General features: G+C 58.7%; 24 protein-coding genes. 11 read left to right on the plus strand and 13 right to left on the minus strand.

Features of this window, described 5'->3' with window-relative positions:
* Positions 1 to 52 precede the first annotated feature (52 nt).
* Both NUW46_RS14580 and NUW46_RS14585 read left to right on the plus strand, forming a co-directional pair.
* On the plus strand, positions 53 to 1,153 hold the full coding sequence (locus tag NUW46_RS14580) for an NADH:flavin oxidoreductase (protein WP_418140471.1): 1,101 nt from the start codon (positions 53 to 55) through the stop codon (positions 1,151 to 1,153).
* A gap of 105 nt (positions 1,154 to 1,258) precedes the next feature.
* Entirely contained in the window at positions 1,259 to 2,044 is a 786-nt protein-coding gene (locus tag NUW46_RS14585; protein WP_418140472.1) for a ZIP family metal transporter, read from the plus strand.
* Here NUW46_RS14585 and NUW46_RS14590 read toward each other — a convergent pair.
* On the minus strand, positions 2,031 to 2,939 hold the full coding sequence (locus NUW46_RS14590; RefSeq protein WP_153633801.1) for a LysR family transcriptional regulator: 909 nt from the start codon (positions 2,937 to 2,939) through the stop codon (positions 2,031 to 2,033). The two genes, NUW46_RS14585 and NUW46_RS14590, sit on opposite strands and share 14 nt — an antisense overlap.
* Before the next feature lie 186 nt (positions 2,940 to 3,125).
* On the opposite strand from NUW46_RS14590, the gene NUW46_RS14595 reads away from it, so the two are divergent.
* From NUW46_RS14595 to NUW46_RS14605, 3 genes are all read left to right on the plus strand, one after another.
* Positions 3,126 to 4,637: a CoA-acylating methylmalonate-semialdehyde dehydrogenase gene (locus NUW46_RS14595; RefSeq protein ID WP_418140473.1), complete on the plus strand. Its 1,512-nt coding sequence runs from the start codon at positions 3,126 to 3,128 to the stop codon at positions 4,635 to 4,637.
* Positions 4,638 to 4,665: 28 nt separating this feature from the next.
* Positions 4,666 to 6,336 carry a GMC family oxidoreductase gene (locus NUW46_RS14600; protein WP_418140474.1) on the plus strand — a complete coding sequence of 557 codons (1,671 nt, stop codon included), beginning with the start codon at positions 4,666 to 4,668 and terminating at the stop codon, positions 6,334 to 6,336.
* A 90-nt stretch (positions 6,337 to 6,426) separates the two neighbouring features.
* Positions 6,427 to 7,047 carry a LysE family translocator gene (locus tag NUW46_RS14605; protein ID WP_069182908.1) on the plus strand — a complete coding sequence of 207 codons (621 nt, stop codon included), beginning with the start codon at positions 6,427 to 6,429 and terminating at the stop codon, positions 7,045 to 7,047.
* Positions 7,048 to 7,052: 5 nt separating this feature from the next.
* Here NUW46_RS14605 and NUW46_RS14610 read toward each other — a convergent pair whose 3' ends face one another.
* The 4 genes from NUW46_RS14610 to NUW46_RS14625 all read right to left on the minus strand — a co-directional run bounded on the left by NUW46_RS14610 (position 7,053) and on the right by NUW46_RS14625 (position 10,843).
* Positions 7,053 to 7,724: an NAD(P)H-binding protein gene (locus NUW46_RS14610; protein WP_418140475.1), complete on the minus strand. Its 672-nt coding sequence runs from the start codon at positions 7,722 to 7,724 to the stop codon at positions 7,053 to 7,055.
* Positions 7,725 to 7,896: 172 nt separating this feature from the next.
* Positions 7,897 to 9,423, minus strand: coding sequence for a tripartite tricarboxylate transporter permease (locus tag NUW46_RS14615; RefSeq protein ID WP_418140476.1), 1,527 nt, complete (start codon positions 9,421 to 9,423; stop codon positions 7,897 to 7,899).
* A complete protein-coding gene (locus NUW46_RS14620) occupies positions 9,423 to 9,869 on the minus strand; it encodes a tripartite tricarboxylate transporter TctB family protein (RefSeq protein ID WP_418140477.1) in 447 nt (148 codons plus the stop codon). The genes NUW46_RS14615 and NUW46_RS14620 overlap by 1 nt, the downstream gene beginning before the upstream one ends.
* The gene (locus tag NUW46_RS14625) at positions 9,866 to 10,843 is read right to left on the minus strand and encodes a Bug family tripartite tricarboxylate transporter substrate binding protein (protein ID WP_153633807.1); all 978 of its coding nucleotides are present in this window, start codon (positions 10,841 to 10,843) and stop codon (positions 9,866 to 9,868) included. Before NUW46_RS14625 ends, NUW46_RS14620 begins: the two co-directional genes overlap by 4 nt.
* 202 nt (positions 10,844 to 11,045) lie before the next feature.
* Here NUW46_RS14625 and NUW46_RS14630 point away from each other — a divergent pair, with 202 nt between their 5' ends.
* The 4 genes from NUW46_RS14630 to NUW46_RS14645 all read left to right on the plus strand — a co-directional run bounded on the left by NUW46_RS14630 (position 11,046) and on the right by NUW46_RS14645 (position 14,794).
* Entirely contained in the window at positions 11,046 to 12,710 is a 1,665-nt protein-coding gene (locus NUW46_RS14630) for an ATP-binding protein (protein WP_418140478.1), read from the plus strand.
* Complete coding sequence (locus tag NUW46_RS14635; RefSeq protein WP_069182904.1) at positions 12,707 to 13,420, plus strand: response regulator; 714 nt, start codon at positions 12,707 to 12,709, stop codon at positions 13,418 to 13,420. Before NUW46_RS14630 ends, NUW46_RS14635 begins: the two co-directional genes overlap by 4 nt.
* Complete coding sequence (locus NUW46_RS14640) at positions 13,421 to 14,212, plus strand: M48 family metallopeptidase (RefSeq protein ID WP_209400665.1); 792 nt, start codon at positions 13,421 to 13,423, stop codon at positions 14,210 to 14,212.
* 69 nt (positions 14,213 to 14,281) lie between these two features.
* The gene (locus tag NUW46_RS14645) at positions 14,282 to 14,794 is read left to right on the plus strand and encodes a DUF2244 domain-containing protein (protein WP_222465083.1); all 513 of its coding nucleotides are present in this window, start codon (positions 14,282 to 14,284) and stop codon (positions 14,792 to 14,794) included.
* A gap of 10 nt (positions 14,795 to 14,804) precedes the next feature.
* On the opposite strand, the gene NUW46_RS14650 is transcribed toward NUW46_RS14645, so the two are convergent.
* From NUW46_RS14650 to NUW46_RS14660, 3 genes are all read right to left on the minus strand, one after another.
* On the minus strand, positions 14,805 to 15,029 hold the full coding sequence (locus NUW46_RS14650) for a hypothetical protein (RefSeq protein WP_305965980.1): 225 nt from the start codon (positions 15,027 to 15,029) through the stop codon (positions 14,805 to 14,807).
* A gap of 151 nt (positions 15,030 to 15,180) precedes the next feature.
* Complete coding sequence (locus NUW46_RS14655) at positions 15,181 to 15,963, minus strand: substrate-binding periplasmic protein (RefSeq protein ID WP_136631422.1); 783 nt, start codon at positions 15,961 to 15,963, stop codon at positions 15,181 to 15,183.
* Between the two features lie 211 nt (positions 15,964 to 16,174).
* Positions 16,175 to 17,086 (minus strand): diacylglycerol/lipid kinase family protein, encoded by a 912-nt coding sequence (locus tag NUW46_RS14660; protein WP_418140479.1) that lies wholly within the window; start codon positions 17,084 to 17,086, stop codon positions 16,175 to 16,177.
* 79 nt (positions 17,087 to 17,165) lie between these two features.
* Here NUW46_RS14660 and NUW46_RS14665 point away from each other — a divergent pair, with 79 nt between their 5' ends.
* Positions 17,166 to 18,056: a haloalkane dehalogenase gene (locus NUW46_RS14665; RefSeq protein WP_418140480.1), complete on the plus strand. Its 891-nt coding sequence runs from the start codon at positions 17,166 to 17,168 to the stop codon at positions 18,054 to 18,056.
* A gap of 26 nt (positions 18,057 to 18,082) precedes the next feature.
* On the opposite strand, the gene rarD is transcribed toward NUW46_RS14665, so the two are convergent.
* The 5 genes from rarD to NUW46_RS14690 form a co-directional block, all read right to left on the minus strand.
* Positions 18,083 to 18,973, minus strand: a complete 891-nt coding sequence (rarD, locus tag NUW46_RS14670; RefSeq protein ID WP_222465088.1) for an EamA family transporter RarD — start codon at positions 18,971 to 18,973, stop codon at positions 18,083 to 18,085.
* A gap of 26 nt (positions 18,974 to 18,999) precedes the next feature.
* The gene (locus tag NUW46_RS14675; protein WP_136631426.1) at positions 19,000 to 19,887 is read right to left on the minus strand and encodes a DMT family transporter; all 888 of its coding nucleotides are present in this window, start codon (positions 19,885 to 19,887) and stop codon (positions 19,000 to 19,002) included.
* Positions 19,888 to 19,989: 102 nt separating this feature from the next.
* Positions 19,990 to 22,185, minus strand: a complete 2,196-nt coding sequence (locus NUW46_RS14680; RefSeq protein WP_418140481.1) for a hypothetical protein — start codon at positions 22,183 to 22,185, stop codon at positions 19,990 to 19,992.
* The gene (locus NUW46_RS14685; RefSeq protein ID WP_418140482.1) at positions 22,182 to 22,916 is read right to left on the minus strand and encodes a TVP38/TMEM64 family protein; all 735 of its coding nucleotides are present in this window, start codon (positions 22,914 to 22,916) and stop codon (positions 22,182 to 22,184) included. Before NUW46_RS14685 ends, NUW46_RS14680 begins: the two co-directional genes overlap by 4 nt.
* A gap of 60 nt (positions 22,917 to 22,976) precedes the next feature.
* Entirely contained in the window at positions 22,977 to 23,216 is a 240-nt protein-coding gene (locus NUW46_RS14690) for a TIGR02647 family protein (RefSeq protein WP_222465091.1), read from the minus strand.
* 53 nt (positions 23,217 to 23,269) lie between these two features.
* Here NUW46_RS14690 and NUW46_RS14695 point away from each other — a divergent pair, with 53 nt between their 5' ends.
* Entirely contained in the window at positions 23,270 to 23,968 is a 699-nt protein-coding gene (locus NUW46_RS14695; protein ID WP_418140483.1) for a pseudouridine synthase, read from the plus strand.
* Positions 23,969 to 23,981 lie beyond the last annotated feature (13 nt).

Raw genomic sequence — 23,981 nt, forward strand, 5'->3', positions numbered from 1 at the left:
GGCGCGGCCCGATAGTAGGTGCCCATCAATTCACTGATATGTGAGGGTATCTATGAGCGACGTGATGCAATCCATAAAGTTCAACACCATTGAGGTACCTAACCGATTCGCCCTGGCACCGATGACGCGGACCAGCGCAGAGCCAGACGGCACTCCTAATGCCCTGATGGCCGATCACTACGAAGGCTATGCAAAAGGCGGCTTCGGACTGGTGATCACTGAAGGCACCTACACCGACGATAAGGCAAGTCAGGGCTATGCCAACCAACCCGGCATCATAAACCAGGAACAGATCGATGGCTGGAAAGCCATTGTCGATCGGGTTCACGCCGCAGGCAGCAAAATCATTGTTCAGCTCATGCACGCCGGCGCGCAGTTCCAGGCAAACCGTTTCACCGAACAGCCCCAGGGCCCCAGTGAAGTCACACCCAAAGGCGCACCGCTTGGGTTTTACGGTGACCAGACGGAATGGCAAACCCCTGCGGCCATGACCAAGGCCGACATTCAGGCGGCTGTTGATGGTTTCGCACAATCCGCCGCCAATGCGAAGGCCGCCGGGTTTGACGGTATTGAGATTCACGGTGCCAATGGCTACCTGTTGAATCAGTTCCTGAGCACGTATTTCAATCGCCGCGAGGATGAGTACGGCGGAGATCTGGAAAACCGGCTTCGCCTGGTGGTGGAAGTCGTCCGCGCAGTAAGGGAGGCTGTTGGCGAGAACTTTACCGTCGGCATTCGACTGTCCCAGGGCACCGTAACCGACCCCGACTACCAGTTGCCCGAGGGTGCAGCAGGGTTCCGCCAAATTGTGGAGGCCGTGCGTGATGCCGGTGCCGACTTCGTTCACACCACCGACGGTGACGTGAACCGGAAGCACTTTGTGGAAGGAAACGAAAGTCTGGCTAGCGTGGCGGCCAGCGTTGAAGGCATCAACCTGATCCTCAACGGCAGCATTGATGAAACCAATTGCCAGGACGTTGCCAACCAGTTCCCCCATACCCTGCTTGCGGTCGGCAAGAAAGCGCTCGCAAACCCCGACTTCGTGCAGCGACTCAAAGACGGCAAAGAGATAGCAGACATCGATTTCGCGATGCTGCAACCGAAGGCCACGATTACCAACGAACTGGCCTGGCGCAAGCAAAACGCCGCCTGATCGTCTCTCCCTCGCTATCGATGTTGCAGGAGGAACCCAGCTGGGTTCCTCCTGCGTAGCTACTTTGAACTGCTATGCTGACATCACAAGCGAAAGGGAGACTGAATGACCTCTGACATCAGTATTGTCTGGCTGGGAACCATGGCCAGTCTGTTGGCTGGCCTCGCCAGCGGCGTCGGCGCTCTGGGCGTGTTCCTTGTTCGCACCCTGACCCATAAACTGCAGGACGGAATGCTCGCGTCGGCCGCGGGTGTCATGCTCGCGGCTTCATTTTTTTCATTGTTGTTGCCGGGACTGGAGTATGGGGAGCAGATTACCGGCGAAACCTGGACTTCCGCCCTGATCGTCATTTTCGGTCTGCTATCTGGAGCTGCCGCGCTCTATTTCGTTCACCAGAGACTGCCACACCAGCACTTCGAGCTTGGCCGGGAAGGACCGGACGCCTCTTATATTCGCGGCATCTGGCTCTTCATCGTTGCCATCACCCTTCACAACTTCCCGGAAGGCATGGCCGTTGGCGTCGGTTTTGCCGGCGGTGATGTGAACAATGGCTATGTGCTGGCCACCGGCATCGGCCTTCAGAACATCCCGGAGGGACTGGCCGTGGCGTTTTCACTGCTTGCCATTGACTATTCCCGCACCAAAGCCTTCGGCATTGCCCTGATGACCGGCCTCGCCGAACCCTTGGGCGGCCTCTTCGGTGCCACCCTGGTATGGCTGGCCGAACCGCTGATGCCCTGGACTCTGGGCTTCGCAGCGGGCGCCATGCTGTTCATCATCAGTAACGAAATCATCCCGGAAACTCACCACCGGCAATGGAAGATCATGTCGACCTTCTGCCTGATGGGCGGGTTCGCTGTGATGATGTTCCTGGATGCTACGCTGGGCTAACAGCCCAGACGCCCGCAAGGGCTTCCAGCGCCTCGGCTATCAGCGGCTCGTCCTGCCGGTCCCGGTGCCATATAAAACTGAGTGCGCAAGGCAACTGTACCCCATCGACAATTTCCAGACCGGTTTCCTGGCGCTCAGCCATGGCCAGCGCATCCCTCGCGAGGCTGAGGCCCACTCCGGCCCGAACCAGGTCCAGCATGCAGGCCTCCTGATCGACCTGAGCCACGCCACGGGGCATTAAGCCCATGGGATCCAGAGTGCCTTTGAGTAGCCGGTGATGAACGGAGTCCTCGGGCGTCACAATCCAGGGCATGGTGGCCAGATCAGACCATTGCACAGACCGAATTCTCGGCCCCCAGCCCGCGGGGGCAACAACATAATAGTTGAACCGGGTCAGCTCACGATGAGTCACATCGGGTGCCAGTGACCCCGGCCCAACACCCGGCGGAGCCAGAAAAAAGCCGACGTCGAGCCGGCCATCCCGTACCTGCTCCAATACGCTGCCGCTCATGCCCTGCCTTAGTTCGGTCTCCAGTTGAGGCGCCCGTTCGACCAACCGGCGCAGAAACGCACCGAGACGGATGAATTCTGGATCCACAATGGTACCGATGCGCAATCGCCCTCGCAGCGTGCTGTGCATTGCCCGGGCGCTCTGCTCAAAGGCGGCCACGGCTGCCAGCGCTTTCTCTGCCGGCGGGAGCAGAGCCTGGCCATCCGGTGTCAGGACCAGCCCCTGGGGTTTGCGTAGAAACAGTTTCAGCCCTAACTCATCCTGTAATTGCTTAAGCTTCAGGCTAACGGCGGGCTGGGTCAGGTGAAGGCGAATTGCTGCACGGGAAACGCTACCCTCCCGCGCCACGGTAACGAATGCCCGAAGGCTCTGAAGGGGATGCATAGAAGACCTCGCTTACAGGACACGATATAAGATTAACTTATATTGTGCTTTTAAAAATCTCAATTGCTTTACCCAATAGCCACCCCTAACCTATATGGTCAGATATTAATCAACGCTCATTTTAGCCCGCAGAATCAAACATTCTGTCCCATTTTAGAGGCTGGGCACGAACAGACAGAGGCATCCATGACCGAAGCAACCATCCAGCATTATATTAATGGCCAAATATCTCCCGGCACATCCAGCCACTCCCAGGAGGTATTCAACCCGGCTACCGGCCGGGTAACCGGACGGGTGGCCCTGGCCAACCGCGAGGATGTGAACGCTGCTGTCGCTGCTGCCGATGCAGCCTTCCCCGCCTGGGCCGACACCCCGCCCATCCGCCGGGCACGGGTCATGTTCAAGTTTCTGGAGCTGTTGAACACGCACAAGGATGATCTGGCCCGCGCCATCACCGCGGAACACGGCAAGGTGTTCACAGACGCCCAGGGCGAAGTGGCCCGGGGCATCGACATTGTCGAGTTTGCCTGTGGTATTCCCCAGCTTCTGAAGGGCGATTACACCGAGCAGGTCAGCACCGGAATCGACAACTGGACCACCCGCCAGCCCCTGGGCGTGGTCGCCGGCGTAACCCCCTTCAACTTCCCGGCCATGGTGCCCATGTGGATGTTTCCGGTAGCGATCGCCGCAGGGAACACCTTCGTTTTGAAACCCAGCCCGCTGGACCCTAGCGCGTCCCTGATGATTGCCGACCTGCTGAAACAGGCTGGCCTGCCCGATGGCGTATTCAATGTGGTCCAGGGTGACAAAGAGGCTGTGAACGCCCTGATCGAGCACCCGGATGTTCAGGCCCTGAGTTTTGTCGGCTCTACACCCATTGCTAACCTGCTCTACGAGAAAGGCGCAAAACACGGCAAGCGCATTCAGGCCCTTGGCGGCGCCAAGAACCATATGGTCGTCATGCCGGATGCCGATCTGGACAAAGCCGTTGATGCCCTGATTGGTGCCGCGTACGGCAGTGCCGGCGAACGCTGCATGGCCATCAGTGTGGCCGTGCTTGTTGGCGATGTTGCCGACAAGATTATGCCCCGGCTTGCCGAAAGAGCCCGCGCCCTGAAAGTGAAAAACGGCGAACAGCTTGATGCCGAGATGGGCCCGATTGTGACTGCCGCCGCACACCAGCGCATTACCGGCTACATTGACAAGGGAGTGGCCGAAGGCGCTGAACTGGTGGTTGATGGCCGTGAGTTCGATGCGTCGAACACGGGCGAGGGCTGTGCCGATGGCTTCTGGATGGGCGGTTCACTGTTTGATCATGTCACGCCCGACATGACGATTTACAAGGAAGAAATTTTTGGCCCGGTTCTGGCCTGTGTCCGGGTACCGGATATCGCCACCGCCATCCGCCTGATCAATGATCATGAATTTGGTAACGGCGTAAGCTGCTTTACCGAGAGCGGCAGCGTGGCTCGGGAATTTGGCCGCAGGATCCAGGTCGGCATGGTCGGAATCAACGTACCCATCCCGGTACCCATGGCATGGCATGGCTTTGGTGGCTGGAAGCGCTCCATGTTCGGCGATACCCACGCCTACGGCGAAGAGGGCGTAAAGTTCTACACGCGCCAGAAATCCATCATGCAGCGCTGGTCTGATTCCATTGATGCCGGCGCCGAATTTGTGATGCCAACAGCCAAATAACGACAGACGCAGCTGCGGAGAGAGCGCCATGCCCGACAACAATAACGCGACGGGACAGCAGGAATTCGACTATATCGTGGTAGGCGCCGGTTCAGCCGGCTGCCTGCTCGCCAATCGCCTGAGCGCGAATCCCGATAATCGGGTATTGCTCATTGAGGCAGGCGGGCGGGATAACTACCACTGGATTCACATCCCGGTCGGCTATCTGTACTGCATCGACAACCCACGCACAGATTGGCGCTTCCGCACCGAGCCGGACCCCGGCCTGAATGGCCGTTCCCTGATTTACCCGCGGGGCAAGACGCTCGGGGGGTGTTCCAGCATAAACGGGATGCTTTACATTCGCGGCCAGGCCCGGGATTACAACCAATGGGCCGAGATAACCGGCGAGGACGCCTGGAACTGGGACAACTGCCTTCCCGATTTCATGCGCCACGAGGACCATTATCGCCTTGATGATGGCGGCGATGCCGACCCGGAGCATCACAAGTACCACGGCCACGGAGGCGAATGGCGTGTGGAGCACCAGCGCCTGAAGTGGAAAGTGCTGGAGGACTTCGCTACCGCCTGCGTTGAGGCTGGCATACCCCGTACGCGGGATTTCAACCGCGGCGACAACGAGGGCGTGGACTACTTTGAAGTAAACCAGCGCTCCGGCTGGCGCTGGAACACATCCAAAGCATTCCTCAGGGACGCCGAAAAGCGACCCAACCTGACCCTGTGGCACTCAACCCAGGTGCTGGGCCTGGAAACAGAGAACTCCGGCTCAGGGCCCCGCTGTGTCGGCGTCCGGGTCGAGCGCTCTGGCGGCGATGACGTCATCGCCCGGGCAAAACGAGAGGTCATCCTGTCCGCGGGCGCCATTGGCTCACCTCAGCTGCTCCAGCTTTCCGGCATTGGCCCTGCCGACCTTCTGAACGAGCACGGAATTGATGTGGTTGCCGACCTTCCTGGCGTTGGGGAGAACCTCCAGGATCACTTGCAGATCCGGTCCGTGTACAAGGTAAAAGGCGCCACAACCCTGAACACCATGGCCAACTCCCTGATCGGAAAGGCCCGTATCGGTCTGGAGTATCTCCTCACCCGTTCCGGCCCCATGAGCATGGCGCCGTCACAGCTGTGCCTGTTCACCCGCAGCTCCGAGGAGTACAAACACGCCAACATCGAATACCACGTTCAGCCCCTGAGCCTGGACGCATTCGGCCAACCACTTCACAATTTCCCGGCCATCACCGCCAGCGTTTGCAACCTGAACCCCACCAGCCGGGGCACCGTGCGCATCCGCAGTAACGATCCAAAGCAGGCGCCGGCCATTTCGCCGAATTACCTGAGTACGCCGGAAGACCGAAAAGTGGCTGCCGACTCTCTGAGGGTGACGCGCCGTATTGCCGAACAACCGGCTTTCCAGCAGTACCAGCCCGAGGAATTCAAACCAGGCCTTGAGTACCAGACCGACGAGGAACTGGCCAAGCTTGCCGGAGATATTGGCACTACGATCTTTCACCCGGTGGGAACAACCCGCATGGGGCGGGCCGATGATGACCAGGCAGTAGTCGACCCGCACCTTCGGGTCCGGGGCGTGGCCGGACTGCGCGTGGTGGATGCCGGGGTCATGCCCACCATCACCAGCGGCAACACTAACTCCCCAACCCTGATGATTGCGGAAAAGGCCGCCCGCTGGATTCTGGCCGGTGAGTGAGTATTGAACTGGTTGCAGTTTCCAGGTTTTTGACGGTGATCAGGCTGCTAGACTTGGCAGCCTGTTTCATTTGCAAAGGATTGACTCATCATGACGCTTGCCACCTGGTTGGCCGTTGTCACCATCTGCGTTCTGGGCGCCATGTCACCGGGCCCGTCATTGGCCCTGGTCCTCAAACAGACGCTTACCGGCGGTCGACGCAACGGCGTCATTACCGCCCTTTCCCACGGCATCGGTGTCGGCATCTATGCCTTCCTTAGCATTCTCGGGCTGGCCGCCATCATCACCGCCTCGCCAACGGCGTTTTCAATCCTGCAGTGGGGCGGCGCCCTGTATCTCGCCTGGCTGGGAATGAAAGGGCTGATGGCAAAACGGCAGCCGGATGACGAACTGCCCGAGCCGCCTACCACCAAGAGTGCCGCCCGCGACGGCTTTCTGATTGCCTTCTTCAACCCGAAAATCGCCGTCTTCTTTCTGGCGCTTTTCAGCCAGGTCGTGGGCACCGACACCAGCCTGATGGCCAAGTTCGGCTACGCCGCAACCGCCCTTGTCATTGATACCAGCTGGTACCTGATTGTTGCCTGGCTGTTCTCCAACCCGAAATGGCTTACCCTGCTCAGGCAGAAGGCCGTGTGGTTCGAGCGTATCTTTGGCGCCATTCTGCTTGGCCTGGCCGGCCGCCTGGTACTCGGCATTCTGAACGGCAAATAACCGGCTCAACCCGCCAACTGGACAATCTCATCGTACTCGCGAGTCTGAACCACCTGCTCGGCAGCCGGTTCTGAGGCCAGGCTGCAGGCCTCATTGACCATGGCATCGGCTACCGTCTGCGCCTCGATACCGCGGTACTTGTCCAGGGGACCAATCAGCAGTCGGTTGACCATAGGCATCGCTTTTATGCCCAGGGCCTCGGCGGTGCGCTGTTCTTTTCGGTCGCCCAACAACAGGCTCGGGTGATAGATGGAGAGATAGGGATAGCTGAGACCTCTCAGAGCGTCCTCGAGCTCGCCCTTTACCCGGTTATAGAAAATGGTCGACGAGGATGAGGCACCAATGGCGGACATCAGGATAAACGCCCGCACACCCTGGGAGCGACCGAGTTCTCCCGCTTTCAGAGGGTACCCCAGATCCACCTTCCGGAACTGGTCTTGTGAGCCCGCTTTTTTGATGGTGCTGCCCAGGCAGCAGATAATCACATCCACATCGAACAGCTCTGCGTGATTCTCCAGTTTGTCGAAATCGACCTCATGCTGGTCCAGCTTGTCATGCAGAGTTGGCAATTTGTGCCGCACCAGCGCCACCACCTGCGAAACTTCATCCCTGCCCAGCAAACCCTGCAGCACCTTGCCACCGGTCAAACCGGTGGCACCCAGCAACATTACCCTCATAAAAAAACCTTCCCCGAATTTCTCTGTTGTCATCCTACCAAAGACAGTTGGAGGAGGTCTGTCACCCTGGGGGATGATTCACGACTTTTTCGATGGCCTATAAAAAGGCACCGGGCCTGGCCCGGTGCAAAGACTGACAACAGATCGTCAGGTTGACTCAGTCGCGGCAAACCTAATCGCTGACCGGGTTTTCTTTCATGGCAGCGTTCATTCGCCGACGCAGCAGGGGACCTACCAGGTAGGGAAGAATCAGCCCCAGGCCTGCAACGATCCAGAGTCCCATTGCGAGCGGGCTGGCCCAGAGCACGCTCCAGTCCCCATCCGAGAGCACCAGGGCATGGCCAAGGTTCTTTTCCATCTCCGGCCCCAAGAGCAGGCCAAGGATGATCGGCACCAACGGTATTTCCAGCTTGCGCAGGAAGTAGCCGGCGACGCCGAAAGCCACCATGAAGTACAGATCGAAAGTGCTGTGGCTGATCGAATAGATGCCAACGAACGCCACCATGGTAACGATCGGCAGCAGATACATCGGCGGCACCGACAGCAGCTTCACGAAAAAGCCCACCAGCGGAATGTTCAGCACCAGAAGCAGGACGTTACCGATCAACAGGGCGGCGATCACGCCCCAGACGATGTCCGCGTTCTGGGTGAACATCAGCGGTCCCGGCGTGATATTCAGGGAAATCAGCATGGCCAGGAGAACCGCCGTGGTACCGCTTCCGGGAACCCCCAGGGTCAGCATCGGAACGAGGGCACCAGAAGATGCGCCGTTGTTACCGGCTTCCGGCGCAACAACACCCCGGATGTCGCCCTCTCCGAATTTGCCTTTCCTGCCAACTACCTGTTTCTCCAGGGTGTAGCTGATAAAGCTCCCCAACGAGGCCCCGGCTCCAGGCAGAACGCCAGAGATAAAACCAAGCACACCCCCACGCAGTTGGGTCGGAATGGTCATCACCAACTCTTTCATGGTCAGAGTCAGTTTGCCCACGTTCATCTTGTCGCGGCCGCGGCCCATACGGGATTCCACAAAAAACAGCAGCTCGGAGATGGCGAACAGCCCAACAATGGCCAGGATGAAGTCGATACCCTCATACAACTCCAGAACACCGAAGGTATAACGCTGGGTTCCGGTCGAGATGTCGATGCCCACGGTGGAGATCATGATCCCCAGAGTGGCGGCGACCACGGTTTTCACCGGGTTCTTGCCGGTGATTCCACCCAGCGTGGCAAAGGCCAGCAGGAACAGGGCGAAGTACTCGGCGGGTCCAAAGGTAAGGGCAAACCTGGCCAGCACCGGAGCCAGCATGATCAAACCGATAGTGCCAATCAGACCGCCAGCGAAGGAGGCAATTGCGGAAACTGCCAGGGCGTCGGCTGCCCGGCCCTTCTGAGCCATGGGATAGCCGTCCAGACAGGTCATCATCGCCGGTTCATCACCCGGAATGTTCAGCAGGATCGAGGAAATCCGACCACCATACATGGCACCAGCGTACACTGCTGTCAGCAGGATCATCGCGGTTTCCGGCGGCAGGCCAAGGGTGAAAGCCAGGGGAATAAGAATGGCGACACCATTCGCAGGCCCCAGACCGGGCAGACACCCGATCAAGGTGCCTACGAACGCACCGAATAGCGCAAACATCAGGTTGTAAGGGGTCAACGCAACGGCAAACCCCTCCATCAAGAAGCCAAGCGTTTCCATCAGTGCACCTCCAGCAAGCCGGCCGGGAGACTCAGGGACAATCCGTAATTGAACAGCACGAAGACCACCACAGCGCTCAGCAGACCGGTAAGGAACGCCGGTTTTGGCGCCGCGCCCATGCGCCAACTGAGGGTGCCCACAGCTAGGGTGGTGGCAATGACAAAGCCGAGAGGCTCCAGCAGCAGCGTGTAGACCACAAGAACCACCAGCGAAACCATAAGTTCGAAGGCGGATTTGCCCATCGGCCACTGGGCATCCGGATCTGGCTTGATCATGAGGTAGAGGCTACCTGCCACCAGAACAACCGCGAGCATGGTGGGAAAGGTTTCCGGGCCCACGGTCTCGGCACCACCGAATGGCTCGGGCCACTGCTGGGCGGCCCAGCCATAGGCAACGGCGAGAACGAGCAGACCCAGACCGAGAATACGATCACCGAGACTGGTCATTTGAGGAGCCCTATTTCACGTGAGAGGTTCTCAATGTCCTGCACCTGGTTGCGAACAAACTCGTCGAACTTGCTAGCCGGCGGGTGGAACGGAATCAGGCCATTGCTCTTCATAACCTTTTTCCACTCCTCACTGGCGTAGAGAGTATCGACAGCCTCAACCCAGTAGGACTTGGCTTCCTCGCTGGCGCCTTTTGGCATATAGAAGCCACGCCAGTTAGGACCAACCGCATCTATGCCCTGCTCCTTAGCTGTTGGAAGGTCGCTGAATTTTCCGGGCAGACGTTCCTCGGAGAGCACTGCTACCACCCTCAGGTCACCAGACTCAAGAAAGCCGGTGGCTTCCGAAATATCTCCGGTGAACGCGTCCACCTGTCCACCAACAACCTGACTCATAGCCTCGCCGCCGTTGTTGTAGGAGAGGTAGGGTATCGAGGGGAGCTTGTCGGCACCCGCTGCCTTGGCAGCAATCAGCACCTTGAGATGGTCCCAGCCGCCACGTGCGCTGCCACCGGCGAACTTCACAGACTTCGGGTTGGCCTTTACGGCATCCATCAGGGCATTGAGGGACTGGTACTCGGAGTCCTTGCCAACGGCAATGATGCCGTAATCGGCACCGAGCGCACCGACCCAGGTCACCATATCGGCGTTCATACCGGGGAACTGCCCCTGGGCGAGGCGGGTGGTGGTGGCAGTAGACGCGGCAACGAGCAGCTTATTATCGTCGGCCCGCTTGCTCACCGTGTGCGCATAGGCGACGCCGCCACCGGCGCCCGCCATGTTGACGGTCTGCACACTGCCATCCACAAGGGCAAGATCCTGCAACACGTTACCGACACTGCGGCAGGTGAAATCCCAACCGCCGCCGGGATCGGCAGGGGCAAGACATTCCACTTTCCCGGAGGGCTGCCAGGCCATGGCAGACATGGAGACGGCCGCAGCCGCCACGAAAGACAGGGTTCGTTTGATAAACATGATTGTCACCTCATCAACTTGTTTTTGTGATCACTCCTGAGGCAGGACCGCGTTGGCCGGGTCCCTGGCTGTGGCAGGCCAGAGGAGCAATTGCGGGCAGGTTAATAGGTGAAAGCCGAGATCCGGAAGCTTCTGCAAGTAACGCCTTTAAAGGGCTTAACGGGCATTTTGTTCATATTGATCACGGGCAACCCGGGCGATCATGCAGTACCCTGAGAACCAAACGACAACAAGCCATGAACGATCCGTGCTACGAAAAACCAAACTCAAAACCCGAATGATCCTCACGCTGGGTCTGCTGGGCGCGCTTCAGACCATGCTCATCGGTGGCTTTGCCGGCTATTACCTGAGCGATTCCCTGTACGACGAGATCGGCCAGCGGGCGCTGATGGTGGCAAAAACCGTAGCCGCCACTCCCGCCGTGATTGATGGCGTTCGCGCCCGTGACGTAGAGGGCCTGAACCGACTTGCCACACGATTGACCGATACCAACGAGGCTTTGTTCATCGTGATTGGCGATCACAACGCTGTACGTCTGGCCCACCCCGACCCCACCCGCATTGGCCACTCAATGGGTGATGATGATGGCGATTTTGGCCGCAAGGCCCTTGTGGAAGGCAATGCCTATGTCGCCCTTGCCAGGGGCAGCCTCGGCGAATCCATGCGAGGCAAAGCCCCCATCACCGTTCCGGAAACCGGTGAGATCGTAGGTATCGTCTCGGTCGGATACAGCCTTGAGCAGGTCGAAACCACGATTCAGCGATACAACTTTGTCCTCTATGGCGTGGTAGGGCTGATGCTGTTGGTCACTATCCTGTCAGCCATTGTCATCGCCGGCCGATTCAAGGAAGCCATCTTCGGGCTGGAGCCGGAGGAAATCGCCCGGCTGTTCCGGGAACGGGAGGCAACCCTCCAGTCCGTGCGGGAGGGAATCATTGCCGTTAACCGGGACGGCATCATCACCACAGCAAACCGTGCAGCCTATGAAACACTGGATTTGCCAACCAACAATCCTCTTGCCGGCCGCCCGATTCTGGAGGTTCTGCCGGAAAGCAGCCTGATGTCGGTACTGGAATCCGGCCACCCCGATTTCGACCGGGAGATCTGGCTGCGTGGACGCCAGATGGTAGTTAACCGATTGCCCGTGCGGCAGGGCGACGAAATCATTGGCGTCGTTGCCAGCTTCCGGCTGCGCAATGAACTGGATCAGGTAAGCCGACAACTGACGCGGATTCAGCAATATGCGGATACCCTGCGCAGCCAGACCCACGAATATTCGAACAAACTCCACACCATTGCCGGGCTTATCCAGATCGGGGCTACCGAAGAAGCCTTGAACCTGATTGGCAGTGAAGTGAGTGACCATCAGGCGCTTATTCACCTGCTGCTGGAGGCCGTGCCTGACCCGGTCATCGCCGGTTGCCTGCTCGGAAAATACAATCGCGCCCGGGAAATGGGATTAAGACTGGATATCGATCCCGACAGTCAGATGGCAGATTTGCCTGCCGCCCTGCCCCGGGATCAGCTCGTCAGCGTACTTGGTAACCTCATCGATAATGCCCTGGACGCTACACGCCTGGAGGCAGGTGCAAGTGGGCGAGTACAACTCTCGATGACCGATCTCGGCCAGGAGCTGATTTTCGAAGTCCAGGATCAGGGACCCGGTATCCCGGAGTCTGAACGACAGCGGATTTTCGAGAAAGGGGTCAGCAGCAAGGAAGGGGAAGCCCGCGGCTATGGCCTGCATCTGGTGCAACAGTTTCTTGTTTATTGGGGCGGCTCGGTAACCGTCGATAACATCCCGGAAGGCGGCAGTCGCTTTACCCTATACTTACCGAAGAGGCCCGAGCGGAGGTTCGAACATTGACCACCATTCGTCTGCTGATTGTTGAGGATGACCGGAAAATAGCCGAAATACAGCGACGCTTTGTTGAGCGGCTGGAAGACGTTGAGCTCTGCGGCATCGCCCATACGCTTGCCGATGCCCGGGACCAGATTGAAATACTGGCACCCGACCTGATTTTGCTTGACGTTTACTTTCCCGATGGCAATGGTCTTGAACTGCTTCGGGAACTGAGGGCTGAAGACAGCGGTAGCGATGTCATCCTGATTACCGCCGCCAAGGAGGTCGAAACCCTGCGCAGCGCTTTGCGAGGTGGCGTTTTCGACTATATCCTGAAGCCGCTGGTATTCGAGCGCTTGCAGGAGGCCGTGAACCGCTACCGTGAGCACATGGCGCGCTTGTCTTCACTGCATCATGTCGCGCAGAAGGAGGTAGACGCCCTGCTGCCAAGAACGTCCAACGAAACTGTCCAGAGTATGGATCAGCGATTGCCCAAGGGGATTGATGGACTGACCCTGGACAAGATCCGGGCGGTGATGGCGAGCGGTCACCACCTGAGTGCCGAGGAAGTCGGAGCAGCCATCGGCGCCTCCCGAACAACTGCGCGTCGTTACCTGGAATATCTGGTGGGTACCGAAGAGCTGTCCGCCGAAGTGACCTATGGTACTGTCGGCCGCCCGGAGCGGCGATACTGTGCCCCGCCCCCTTCTTCACGAGTAACAACGGAGTTCTGATTGAAGGCGCTGATTCTCAGTCTTGCAGCACTCATATTCCTGACCGGCTGTCAGGAATCCCCCACCGGTCGGAACCGGCTGGCCCTGGTTCCCGACGCTGTTCTGGCGGACATGGGGCAGCAGAATTTCGAGCAGATGAAACAGCAGAACGCCTTGATCACACGGCCTGATGTCAACCGGCTCGTCCAATGCATCACGGAAGCCCTGGTGGTCGCCGCCCAGACGGAGTATCCGGAAGCTCCTATGCCCCAATCCTGGGAGGTAGCCGTCTTCGAAAACCCCACGCCCAATGCTTTCGCCCTGCCCGGAGGGAAAATCGGCGTGCATTCAGGCCTTCTGGAGATCGCGGAGAATCAGGCGCAACTGGCCACGGTCGTTGGCCACGAAATTGCTCACGTTCTTGCCGATCATGGCAATGAACGGCTGACCCAGGAACTGGGTCTGCAAGCCGGCATGCTGCTGATCGGCCTGTTCACCGAGAGCGAAATTGCAGAGGACCAGATTCAGCAGGCCCTCGGCATCGGTGCCCAACTGGGCATCACCCTGCCGTTCAGCCGTGCCCATGAGGAGGAGGCGGATCTGATGGGTCTGGAAATCATGGCCCGAGCCGGCTTCGAACCGGACCAGAGTGTTCGCCTCTGGCAGAATATGGCGCGGGCTTCAGGCGCACAACCGCTGGAATTTCTTTCCACCCACCCGAATCACGATACCCGCATTGCCTCGCTGCAGAATCAATTGGCGGCTGCCCGCTCTGTTTTCGAAACCGTTCCGCCGGCCAACTGCCAGATCTGATCAGGTCGCGCTCACCGTATAATTGACTATCATCAAGTCAAGCGGCGCGTTAATACTGAGGCAGATTCCATGGTGGAACGCTTGCCACATCCGGACGGCTTCCGGCTAATTCTCACCCCCAACCGCTCCCTGAGCTGGCATGGCAATGTCAGAATCTGGGCCGCCCTGTTCGTGCTTTCAGCCCTCATAGCCACGGGATTCACGCTCATAGGCGCCTGGGTAATCATCCCGTTTGCCGGGCTGGAACTTGTCGCGCTTGCCTGCGGCATCTACCTCACATCCCGGGCATGCCAGCGGCAGGAGGTTCTCTCCATTAGCCGTGACGACATTCATCTGGAGAAGGGCAGAAAACGCAAGCAGGCAGAATGGACGCTCCCCACCCGCTATGCACGGCTTCGGATCCAATCACCGCCGCATCCGTTCACGCCGGCCAAACTGTCACTGACCCATCGGGATACAGAAGTATCAATTGGCGGCTTCCTGAACATTGAAGACACCGAGAAGCTCATCGGCCTGCTCGAACAGAAAGGCCTGATGATCGAACGTAAAGAGCCCGATCCGCAGATCGGGCTCTGGTTCTGAGAATTGAGGGCTATTTGAGCGGGGGAGTCTGTTTGCGGGCCAGAAAGTAATAGACAAGACTGGCCACACCACACACGATCATTACCCAGCCTGCTCCCTCGGCCATCTGGGTGTCTCCGCTGCCCAGCCCGATCAGCACCACAGTTCCGATGATGATGCTGTACAGAGCTGACAAAAAGAGAATGATCAGACTCTTGCGCGGCTCATACTTAATAACCGTCTTCGGATCTTCCATAGTCCATCCTCCCGTTCGGTCGATGAGCGGGCAGGCGATAGTCATACCTGCCATTTGCAACGCTCTATCCGGGAGTGTAGATCATTTTTTGCTCACCCACGGCTTTCAATCATAGCGAATACCACTTATCCGAGCTCTGATAGCGGAAGCCTTACTCGTAGCTGGACGCAATGCGGGCGATCTCTCCGGCTTCACGGGCCTGATCCAGAGCCCGTTGAAGATCTTCGATCACCGCCGGATCGGTATTGTTGCTGAATGCCAGATACATGGGCGTTTCCCGGAACACCAGCACGGGCTTCAGCCCGGTAATCCCGTGCTCCTCTTCCGCCACCAGAGGACCAACCAGACCATCGGTTACCCAGAGATCCGCCTGGCCCAGGGTGAGACGACGGGTATTCACGTCCCCGGAAATACCCATGATTACGTTGAAACCCTGATCGACCAGGTACTCGGACATCACATCGCCCTTGTAGCCAGCGATTCTCAGGTCTTTGGCATCTTCCAGGGAATCCAGTGTGATGTCGGAATCCGGTGCAGCAAAGAGTGTCCACTTGATGGATGCCAGGGGTCCCACCCATTGAAACTGGTCTTCCCGCTCGTCGGTTCGTGCGGTGCAGAAAAGTCCATGATTTTCCCTGTCCTGAACCCAGTTATAGGCGTAGCTCCAGTCCCGCATCTTCATGACATAGTCGTAGTCGACCCGGGAAAGCATGGCTTTCACCATATCCGTGCAAATGCCGGTAATGTCCTCTTCGTTATGGGCAAAGCCTTTTCCGGTTTCAGAGGCGTTATAGGGAGGGTAGTTTTCGGTAAAGATATACAGACGCTCGGCTGCAAGGAGCGGTTGACCGACGGCAGACAGCGTTAGCGCGATGATGCCGGTTTTTATGCCTTTGATTACCTTCGAGGAGAGCGATGCAGTTTCTGTGGGCATTCTCTAGTCCTTTTCGACGATTCAGCTGGAACGGGAGTCAGGCGGCCGCAACGGGTGGCCAGAAATCAGAAATATGATTGCAAAAGCGACACTCTGGCATTTAATGTCAGCCATTGTGGTTGATTATGCCAGCAAAGCCCATGATTGCGTTTCCTGCGGGAAAAGTCAGTGACAAAACGTATCTGAAAGCCCGCCACCTTTTATCAACCCTTCATGCAGTGCCGGGCATACCTAATCGGTCTTCAGTGTTGGCAGCGGTGCTGACGACCTTCGACCCGATCACACGCAGGCTGCTCTGCTTACACACTACGTTGAGAGGGGTCCGGGAGACCACATCACCATCGGCCGTCACCGTTTTCGGTTTGCCGGTATGCACCAGACAGCGCTGGCTTTTGATATGGACCAGGGTGCTGGTGCGTTGCGGAGCCTGCCTGTTGAGGCGGACCATCAGAAACGTGAACAGAAGCTGAAGAATTGGTCGTGGCCGGATGGCGATGATATCCAGCTGACCATCGCTGGCCGACGCGTCGGGAATTTCGTTGCCGCCCCCGAAAAAAGCGCCGCTGGCCACGGCAATGGAAAGCCACCGTCCCTTGACCACACCCCGGTCGCATCGGATGTTTGCCCGGAAACCTCGTTTTGCGTTTAACCGACGCAGCAATTCCACACCGTAACTGAAACGCCCGAGGATTTTTTTCTCAGCACCACGGGACTCCCTCGCAGGCAAGGTCCCCATGCCGATATGGGCTACATTCAGGAAGATGCCATCGCCATAGTCTGCAACGTCGACCGTTTGCGTGATGCCGCTGGCAATCAGCTCGCACAGGGCTTGCGGCTGGTCAGGAAGGCCGAGATTCCGCGCAAAGTCGTTGGCGGTTCCAGAGGGCAGAATGGCCAGCGTGGCACCTGTCGCCCGGCAGACGGCAGCCGCACGGTTCACTGAGCCATCACCCCCTGCAACGATAACGGTATCCCGGTCACCCAGATTCTCGGACCAGTCAGCCTCTTCAAAGTCATGGCAGTGAAGATCCCGGATACCCGCGGATGCCAGGTGTTCCAGCCAGAAGTCCCGGCCTCGCTCACCATCACCCGCTCTGGAATTGCAAATCAGCGAATAAGCCATGGCGCTTGTCTCTGCTCCCCTGCTCCAGCACAATCCTTTCGACCATTCCCTCACAATAATGAACAACAAGGCAAGCGCGATGGATTTTGTCAGAACCCCGGAGAAACGCTTTGAAAGACTGCTGGACTATCCCTTTGAGCCCCACTACCTGGAGGTGGGCGGTCTGCGAATGCACTACCTGGATGAAGGTCCCTCAGACGCAAGCCCGATTCTGATGATGCATGGGGAACCTTCCTGGTCCTACCTCTACCGTCACATGATTCCGATCTGCGCGGCGGCCGGACACCGGGTTATCGCACCGGACCTGATCGGTTTCGGCAAATCCGACAAACCGACGGCGATCGACGACTATTCCTACCAGCAACACATGGACTGGATGCAGTCGTTCCTGGACCAACTGAACCTGAACAACATCACCCTGGTCTGCCAGGACTGGGGGTCTCTGTTAGGGCTGCGGCTGGCCGCAGAGAATCCCGACCGGTTCCGGGCCATCGTGGTCGGCAACGGCATGCTGCCTACCGGCGACCAGAAAGCGCCGCCAGCGTTCAAAATATGGAAGAACTTCGCCCTGCACAGCCCGTGGTTCCCCATCGCACGGATCATAAACACCGGCTCCTTCCGCAAGCTGGGCCCCGATGAAATGCGCGCCTATGATGCCCCCTTCCCGGGCAAGAAATACAAAGCCGGCGCCCGGGCCTTTCCCCGACTGGTACCGATGCACCCCAACGACCCCGCCAGCGAGGCCAACCGCAACGCCTGGAAGGTGCTTGAGCGCTGGGAAAAGCCCTTCCTGACCACCTTCAGCAACGGCGATCCGATAACCCGGGGCGGCGATGCGTATATGCAGAAGCGGATCCCGGGCGCCAAGGACCAACCCCACGTGACCCTCAAAGGCGGCCATTTTCTCCAGGAGGATTCACCCGTGGCCTTCGCCCAGGCGATCAACGGTCTGCTCGCTACCCTGTCCTGACAAATGCAGGCCTGACGGTGGCGATGTCAGTCCTGGCCAACCGGCACCCGCGGCCGGTAATGCCAGGACGACCAGCTGTACAGGCCCAGTGCGATCCAGATCACCACGAAACTGATCAACTGAACGTCACTCAGTGGCTCGCCGAAAACCAGCAGGGCAATGAAGAACTGCAGGGTCGGGTTTATGTACATCAGAAAACCGACGGTCGCCAGCCGCAGACGTCGGGCAGCACCGGCAAACAGCAACAACGGGATGGCAGTCACAATACCGCTGGCCATCAACAGCGCGCCTATATAAGCGCTATCTCCGAAGTGGGACATGCCCTCCCTGGCAAGCCAGCCAAAGGTCAGCAGGCCAACCGGCAGCAGCAACATGGTTTCGACAAACAATCCGGATAATCCATCCAGCATCACCTGCTTTCGAACCAGGCCATAGGTGCCAAAACTGATCGCCAGAGCCAGAGAAATCCAGGGCAGCTCACCGAGTATCACCAACTGGATCAGAATTCCGACGCCGGCAAGCACAACGGCCGCCATCTGCCATGGCCCCATACGCTCACGAAGCACCAGCATACCGAGCGCCACATTCACCAGCGGCGTCAGGAAATAACCCAGACTGGCCTGGAGAACATGGCGGGTTTCCACGGAATAAATGTAGATGCCCCAGTTGGCGGCAATGAGCACGGCACAGGCCAGCACCCGCCATAGCTGGGTGGGATTCGCCAATGCGGCTTTAACCGCCGGCCAGCGACGCAGGCCACTGATAACCACGGCCAGAAAAACGCAGGACCAGATGATCCGGTGAATCAGAATCTCGAAGGCAGGCACGCCCTCGAACAGGGCAAAGAACAGAGGAAAACAGCCCCAGATGGTGTAGGCGCCCAATCCATACCAGACGCCTTTGGTCACTTCCGTCATGTGTCGATCACCCCTGGGAACATTGGCTAAGCCGGTTTTTTCTGGGTGACTACCAATGCCACGCCGACGATGGCGATCAGGCCGCCCGTCATGGCGAGCCCGCCCAGACGCTCATCGAACAGCAGATAGGCCTCAAGCGCGGTAACCGGTGGCACTAGATAGAAAAGGCTGGCGACCTGGGAAGCTGCGCCCTGGCGGATCAGCCACATCAACAGAAGAACGGCACCGGTGGACAAACCGATGACAAGCCAGGCCATGGAAAGCTGCAGCTGCAGGCTCCACTCGACTTCCCGGGTTTCGAGGGCAAAGGCTCCAATGGCAAACAGGACGGCCGCTGCCGCAAACTGGATCAGGGTGCCCGCCACCAGATCCGCATTGGTGCCATACCGCTTCTGATAGACGGTCCCCATGGATATACCGGCAAGCGCAAAAACGGCCCAAAGCAGACTCCAGGGGGAATACAACGAGTCTGAACCGTTGACGCCAAATTTTTCCAACAGCACAAGGGCAACGCCGACCAGCCCCAGGGTCAGGCCGACCCACTGCCGGACACTCACGGACTCCTTGAGAATCACGACGGCAGCCGCCGCCGTCACCAGCGGTTGCAAACCAACGATCAACGATACAATCCCGGACGCCATACCGTCCTGGATCGCGTAGTAGACCCCGCCGAGGTAGCAGCCATGCACCAGCATCCCGGTGACCGCAAGATGCCCGGCTCCCCGCCAGCCCGGCCAACGGGTTTTCATAACCCACGCCAGCGCCCCGAGTACCACCAGCGTCAGCAACATGCGGATCAGCAGAAGCGTAAACGGCTCCGCAAACGGCAGGCCGTACTTGGCGCCGATAAAACCGGTACTCCACAACCAGACAAACAGTGCGGGCACGAAAAACGAGAAGAACAGTGAGCGCATGAACCTCAACCGGATTCGATGTATTTATAGGCCTTCTACTTTATAAGTTAGCAGGCAAACAAAACAGATACAGAAATCCGGTTTCGCGACCAGTACAGTTCGTCAGTCTTTCGCGTCCGGCAGCCTTACCTCGATCTCAGGTTCCGAGTCATGCCAGCGGCCCTCCCAGGACACATCGGGCGAGGCACCGGGCCTTGACGTAATGGTGATGGATATGGTGCCGAAACTGGTTGGTGCGGGGCCAAACCGGATTGGCTTTTCCTGAGCCAGCCAGCGCGGAGGAATACCGGCCCCGAGAATGAGGCGGTCACCTTCCTCCCGGACAAAGCAGTTACGCACCATCAACACCCACTCTGCGGACGCCCAGACGTGATGGCCGTCGCCCATGCAGCCGCCGCCGGTCGCAGGATGGATCGCTTCCGGCCACTGTCCCGTTGGTGAGGCCAGCCCGGCCACCGCATCCACCAACTCCAGGAACCGCGGATCACCCGCGCGCAGCAGCACCTGCGCCACATGCAGGGTCAGGTAGGCGTTCAGGCCCGAATGAATCATGTCCTGATAGAAGGCGCCTTTCACAAAGCATTTTTCGAGCAGAAACTCGACGCAGTCGAGCAATCTGGGATCATCCGGTTCACACAATTGCGTGGGATATCCCATCGCCAGAGAGCCGATGGCGCCGGCATCCAGGCGACGATAGGGCGAGGCTGGCATTCCCGGTCGCTTGAGTCGCCGCTCGCAGGTTGCCAGGCTGCGGTCCACGGTCTGGCTGAACTCACGGGCACCGGCACCAAAATGCTCGCTGGTTTCCCGGTCAATCGGGGCAAGCATTGCTTCGGCCGCCTTGAGGCCGGCAATGCCCCAGAAATCGTCCCAGTAGTAATAATCATTGGGCCCCAGGTGCTCGGCACTGAATCCGGCGGGCAGCAGACCGGCATGGGGCTCATCAATCGTGTCGCTGAGACGTTTGTTCTCGATCCAGCGAGCGCCCTTGCGCACGGGCTCCTGCCATTCATGGTGCAGCGGCCGACCGGTCAGTTCATGGAACCGTCTGAGAATCCAGAGCACCTCACCGTTGGCGTCCCACTCCCCTTCCTGAGAGCGGAAATAGCCGCTTTTGAGTTGTCGTGCCGGAAACTGGTAAAGCGCTCGCTCGGCCCGGTCGGTCAGACCTGCGCATAGCAAGGCGTGGATGATGAAGGCGGCATCGCGAAACCAGAACCGTTTGTAGGTGTAGGGCCCGGGGTAAACATCTTCGGGAGAATGAAGCACCAGTGAGTGAAGAGCCGCCTGGTAGAGAAACTGCCAGTTCTCGTCCGGACACTCCAGCCGGGCATACTCCCCAATCGCGCTGTCCCAGCCATCCGAGCGGATGGTCGGCGCCGACTCATCCTTCAGCGGAATCCTTACCGTCAGTTCCGACTCTTCCCCGGCCTGAAGTCCGAACAGAGCCGCCGCTGTCACCATTCCGACATCGCATTCGCCCCGGCTCTGGTCTTCCTTATCCTGCAGGTGAATCCGAACATCGCCCTGGCGATAGTCTGACACGTGATGGCTTTCCGCGGGTCGACTGAAAAACACCGCCTGCCGGCCATCCACGCTCCATGCATCACGTTGCTCTGACAGGCCAATCCGATTGATGAAACTGATCCCCTCGGGGTTGGCCGGACGCAGCGAAAGCACCAGTGACCCGGATGTCTCTGACCGCGCCTTCAGGACCATCTCACACACCGGCCGGCCCTTTTCCACCACCACCCGGGAACGACTGGTCAGGCTCAGACCGTTCAATTCGGATTCGGTCACGACACAGGGGCCATCCTCGAATTCCTGGCGCTGCCGGGCCGCCTTGCTTCGAGAAGGTAAAAGACATCGGCCGTCGTCCGCCAGGACCCAGGCATCCAGTGACCAGCCGTCGTGGAACGGCGTCAGCAATCCACGGGGATCCACAACCGGCAATTCATCGACATCCGGCTGGCCGATCGCCGTCCAGTTGCGGTTACTGAGATTGATATGGGTGATCGAAAATGCGCGGGGAATGAAGGACGGATCCATAGGGTCAAACTGGCGCTCTACCCAGTAGGGCCAGACCCAGTCCAGGTTGTGCTGGATAACACGGCTGTTGATCAGCCCCCGAGCGTGGAACACCACGCCGGCTCGAAGCAGCTCGATGGGCTCACCGACTTCCGATGGCTGGGCAAAACTGTGCAGCTTACCAAGCAGCGCGATCGGATCCAGAAAACCATGACGATGGGCCACACGCTTAACCACATAACGCCAGGGCAGCCAGTTCATCCAGCTCATTCGTTTGCCTCCTGTTCCTTTGGTTCGGTTTCAACTTTGTAACGGGCCAGGGCCCGGCGCGCGAGACGATTGAGAAACACCACAGCCAATACCGTGCCTACGAAACCGGCACCGTAAATGGCCCACTCCAGGGGCGTACGGCCGGTTTCCCGCACCCCCAGCGTAGATAGGTCGGCGGCAAGCGAACCCAGGTACACGTTGTGCAAGGAAAAGGGAATCACGCCCAGAAAGGTGCCGGCAACAAACCCGCCGAAGGAGAAGTTGGTAAGACCGAACAGAAAATTGGACAGCTTGCCCGGAAAGAAGGGAATCAGACGGGTGAGCAGCACTATTTTCCACCCATGGGGCGCCATTTCATTGCTCACCACAGACAACCGGGCGCGACTGTGAATATAGACCCGGGCATGCTCGCCCAGAAAATGCCGGGCACTCAGGAAGGCGATGGCCGAGCCCAGGGTGGTGCCCACCACCACATACGCGGTGCCTTCCAGCACACCGAACACGAAACCTGCACCGGTGGTCAGCAGCACACCCGGCAATAGCAGCACCATGGCAAGCACCATGATGCCAATAAACAGGAAAGCTGCCCACGCGCCCTGGGTATCGAACCAGCGCAACAGGTCAACCACCTGCTGATGAACCCCGAACGCATAGAGCAGACCGACGATCAGTCCGACACCGGCTATGCTGCCGCCCATCCACAGGAAGGGCGATTTCTTCCAGTTCCTCATGCCCACACCCTACCCTGTGAAGACGCCCGGGCTCAAAGTGCGGGCAGGCTCATCTCCGGTTCAGCCGCTGCTGAGAATCGACTGAAGCTTCTGAGTCAGGTCTACTGCCTCTGCGCCCAGTGGGGTGAGATAACCGCCGTCTTTCTGGCTGATCAGCCCCTTGGCGTGCAGGCTTTCGGCCGCCCTCACCGTCTCCGGGGCTGCCGAATGAGCATGTACCTTGAGGCCTTCCTGGGTGGAAGTAGAGGGAAACTGGCCCAGCAGATTGAGTTCGGCAAGATGATCAACAGAGAATGGCATGGCATTTCCTCGTATTATTGTCGGGGTTACCTTCAGCATAGCCGATTCACACCATGAAGCTTTCGAGAATTCTCAGCAACCAGAATGGCGTCAGTCGTCGTCAGGCCAGGCTCCTGATCGCCTCGGGTCGGGTTGCCGTGAATGACGTTGCCTGCGGGGATCCTGCTGCCGAAGTGGACCGCTTTTCCAGTGTGAAGGTCGACGGCGAAATCGTTCAGAAGGCGGAACCCGGCCATTACCTCATGCTGCACAAGCCGGCGGGCTTCCTGAGCGCCACCCTCGATCACACGCACACAACCGTGATGGAACTGATAGCGCCGGAACTGCGCGAAGATTTACACATTGCCGGACGGCTAGACCGGGCCAGCACCGGGCTGTTGATTCTCACCAATGATGGCCGCTGGTCTCGCCAACTTACCGAACCGCGCATCAAGATCCCGAAAGTCTATCGGGTCTGCACCGCGTATCCGATTTCTCCGGACACGCCTCAACGATTCGCGGAAGGGATCTGGTTCGAGTATGAGCAACTCACCACCTCACCCGCTCAACTCGACCTGTTGAGCCCCTGCGAAGCCAGGGTGACCATCTACGAAGGCCGTTACCACCAGGTAAAGCGGATGTTTCATGCCGCCGGTAACCGCGTAACTGCGCTGCATCGGGAGCGAATGGGGAAGATCCGGTTGGACGATTCCCTGGCACCCGGCAAATACCGCCCTCTTACTCCTGAAGAAATCGACTTGATGCAGGCTTGATCTGTCTCACGAG

It is taken from the genome of Marinobacter sp. MA (genome assembly GCF_048298425.1).
Classification (GTDB): Bacteria; Pseudomonadota; Gammaproteobacteria; order Pseudomonadales; family Oleiphilaceae; genus Marinobacter; species Marinobacter salsuginis.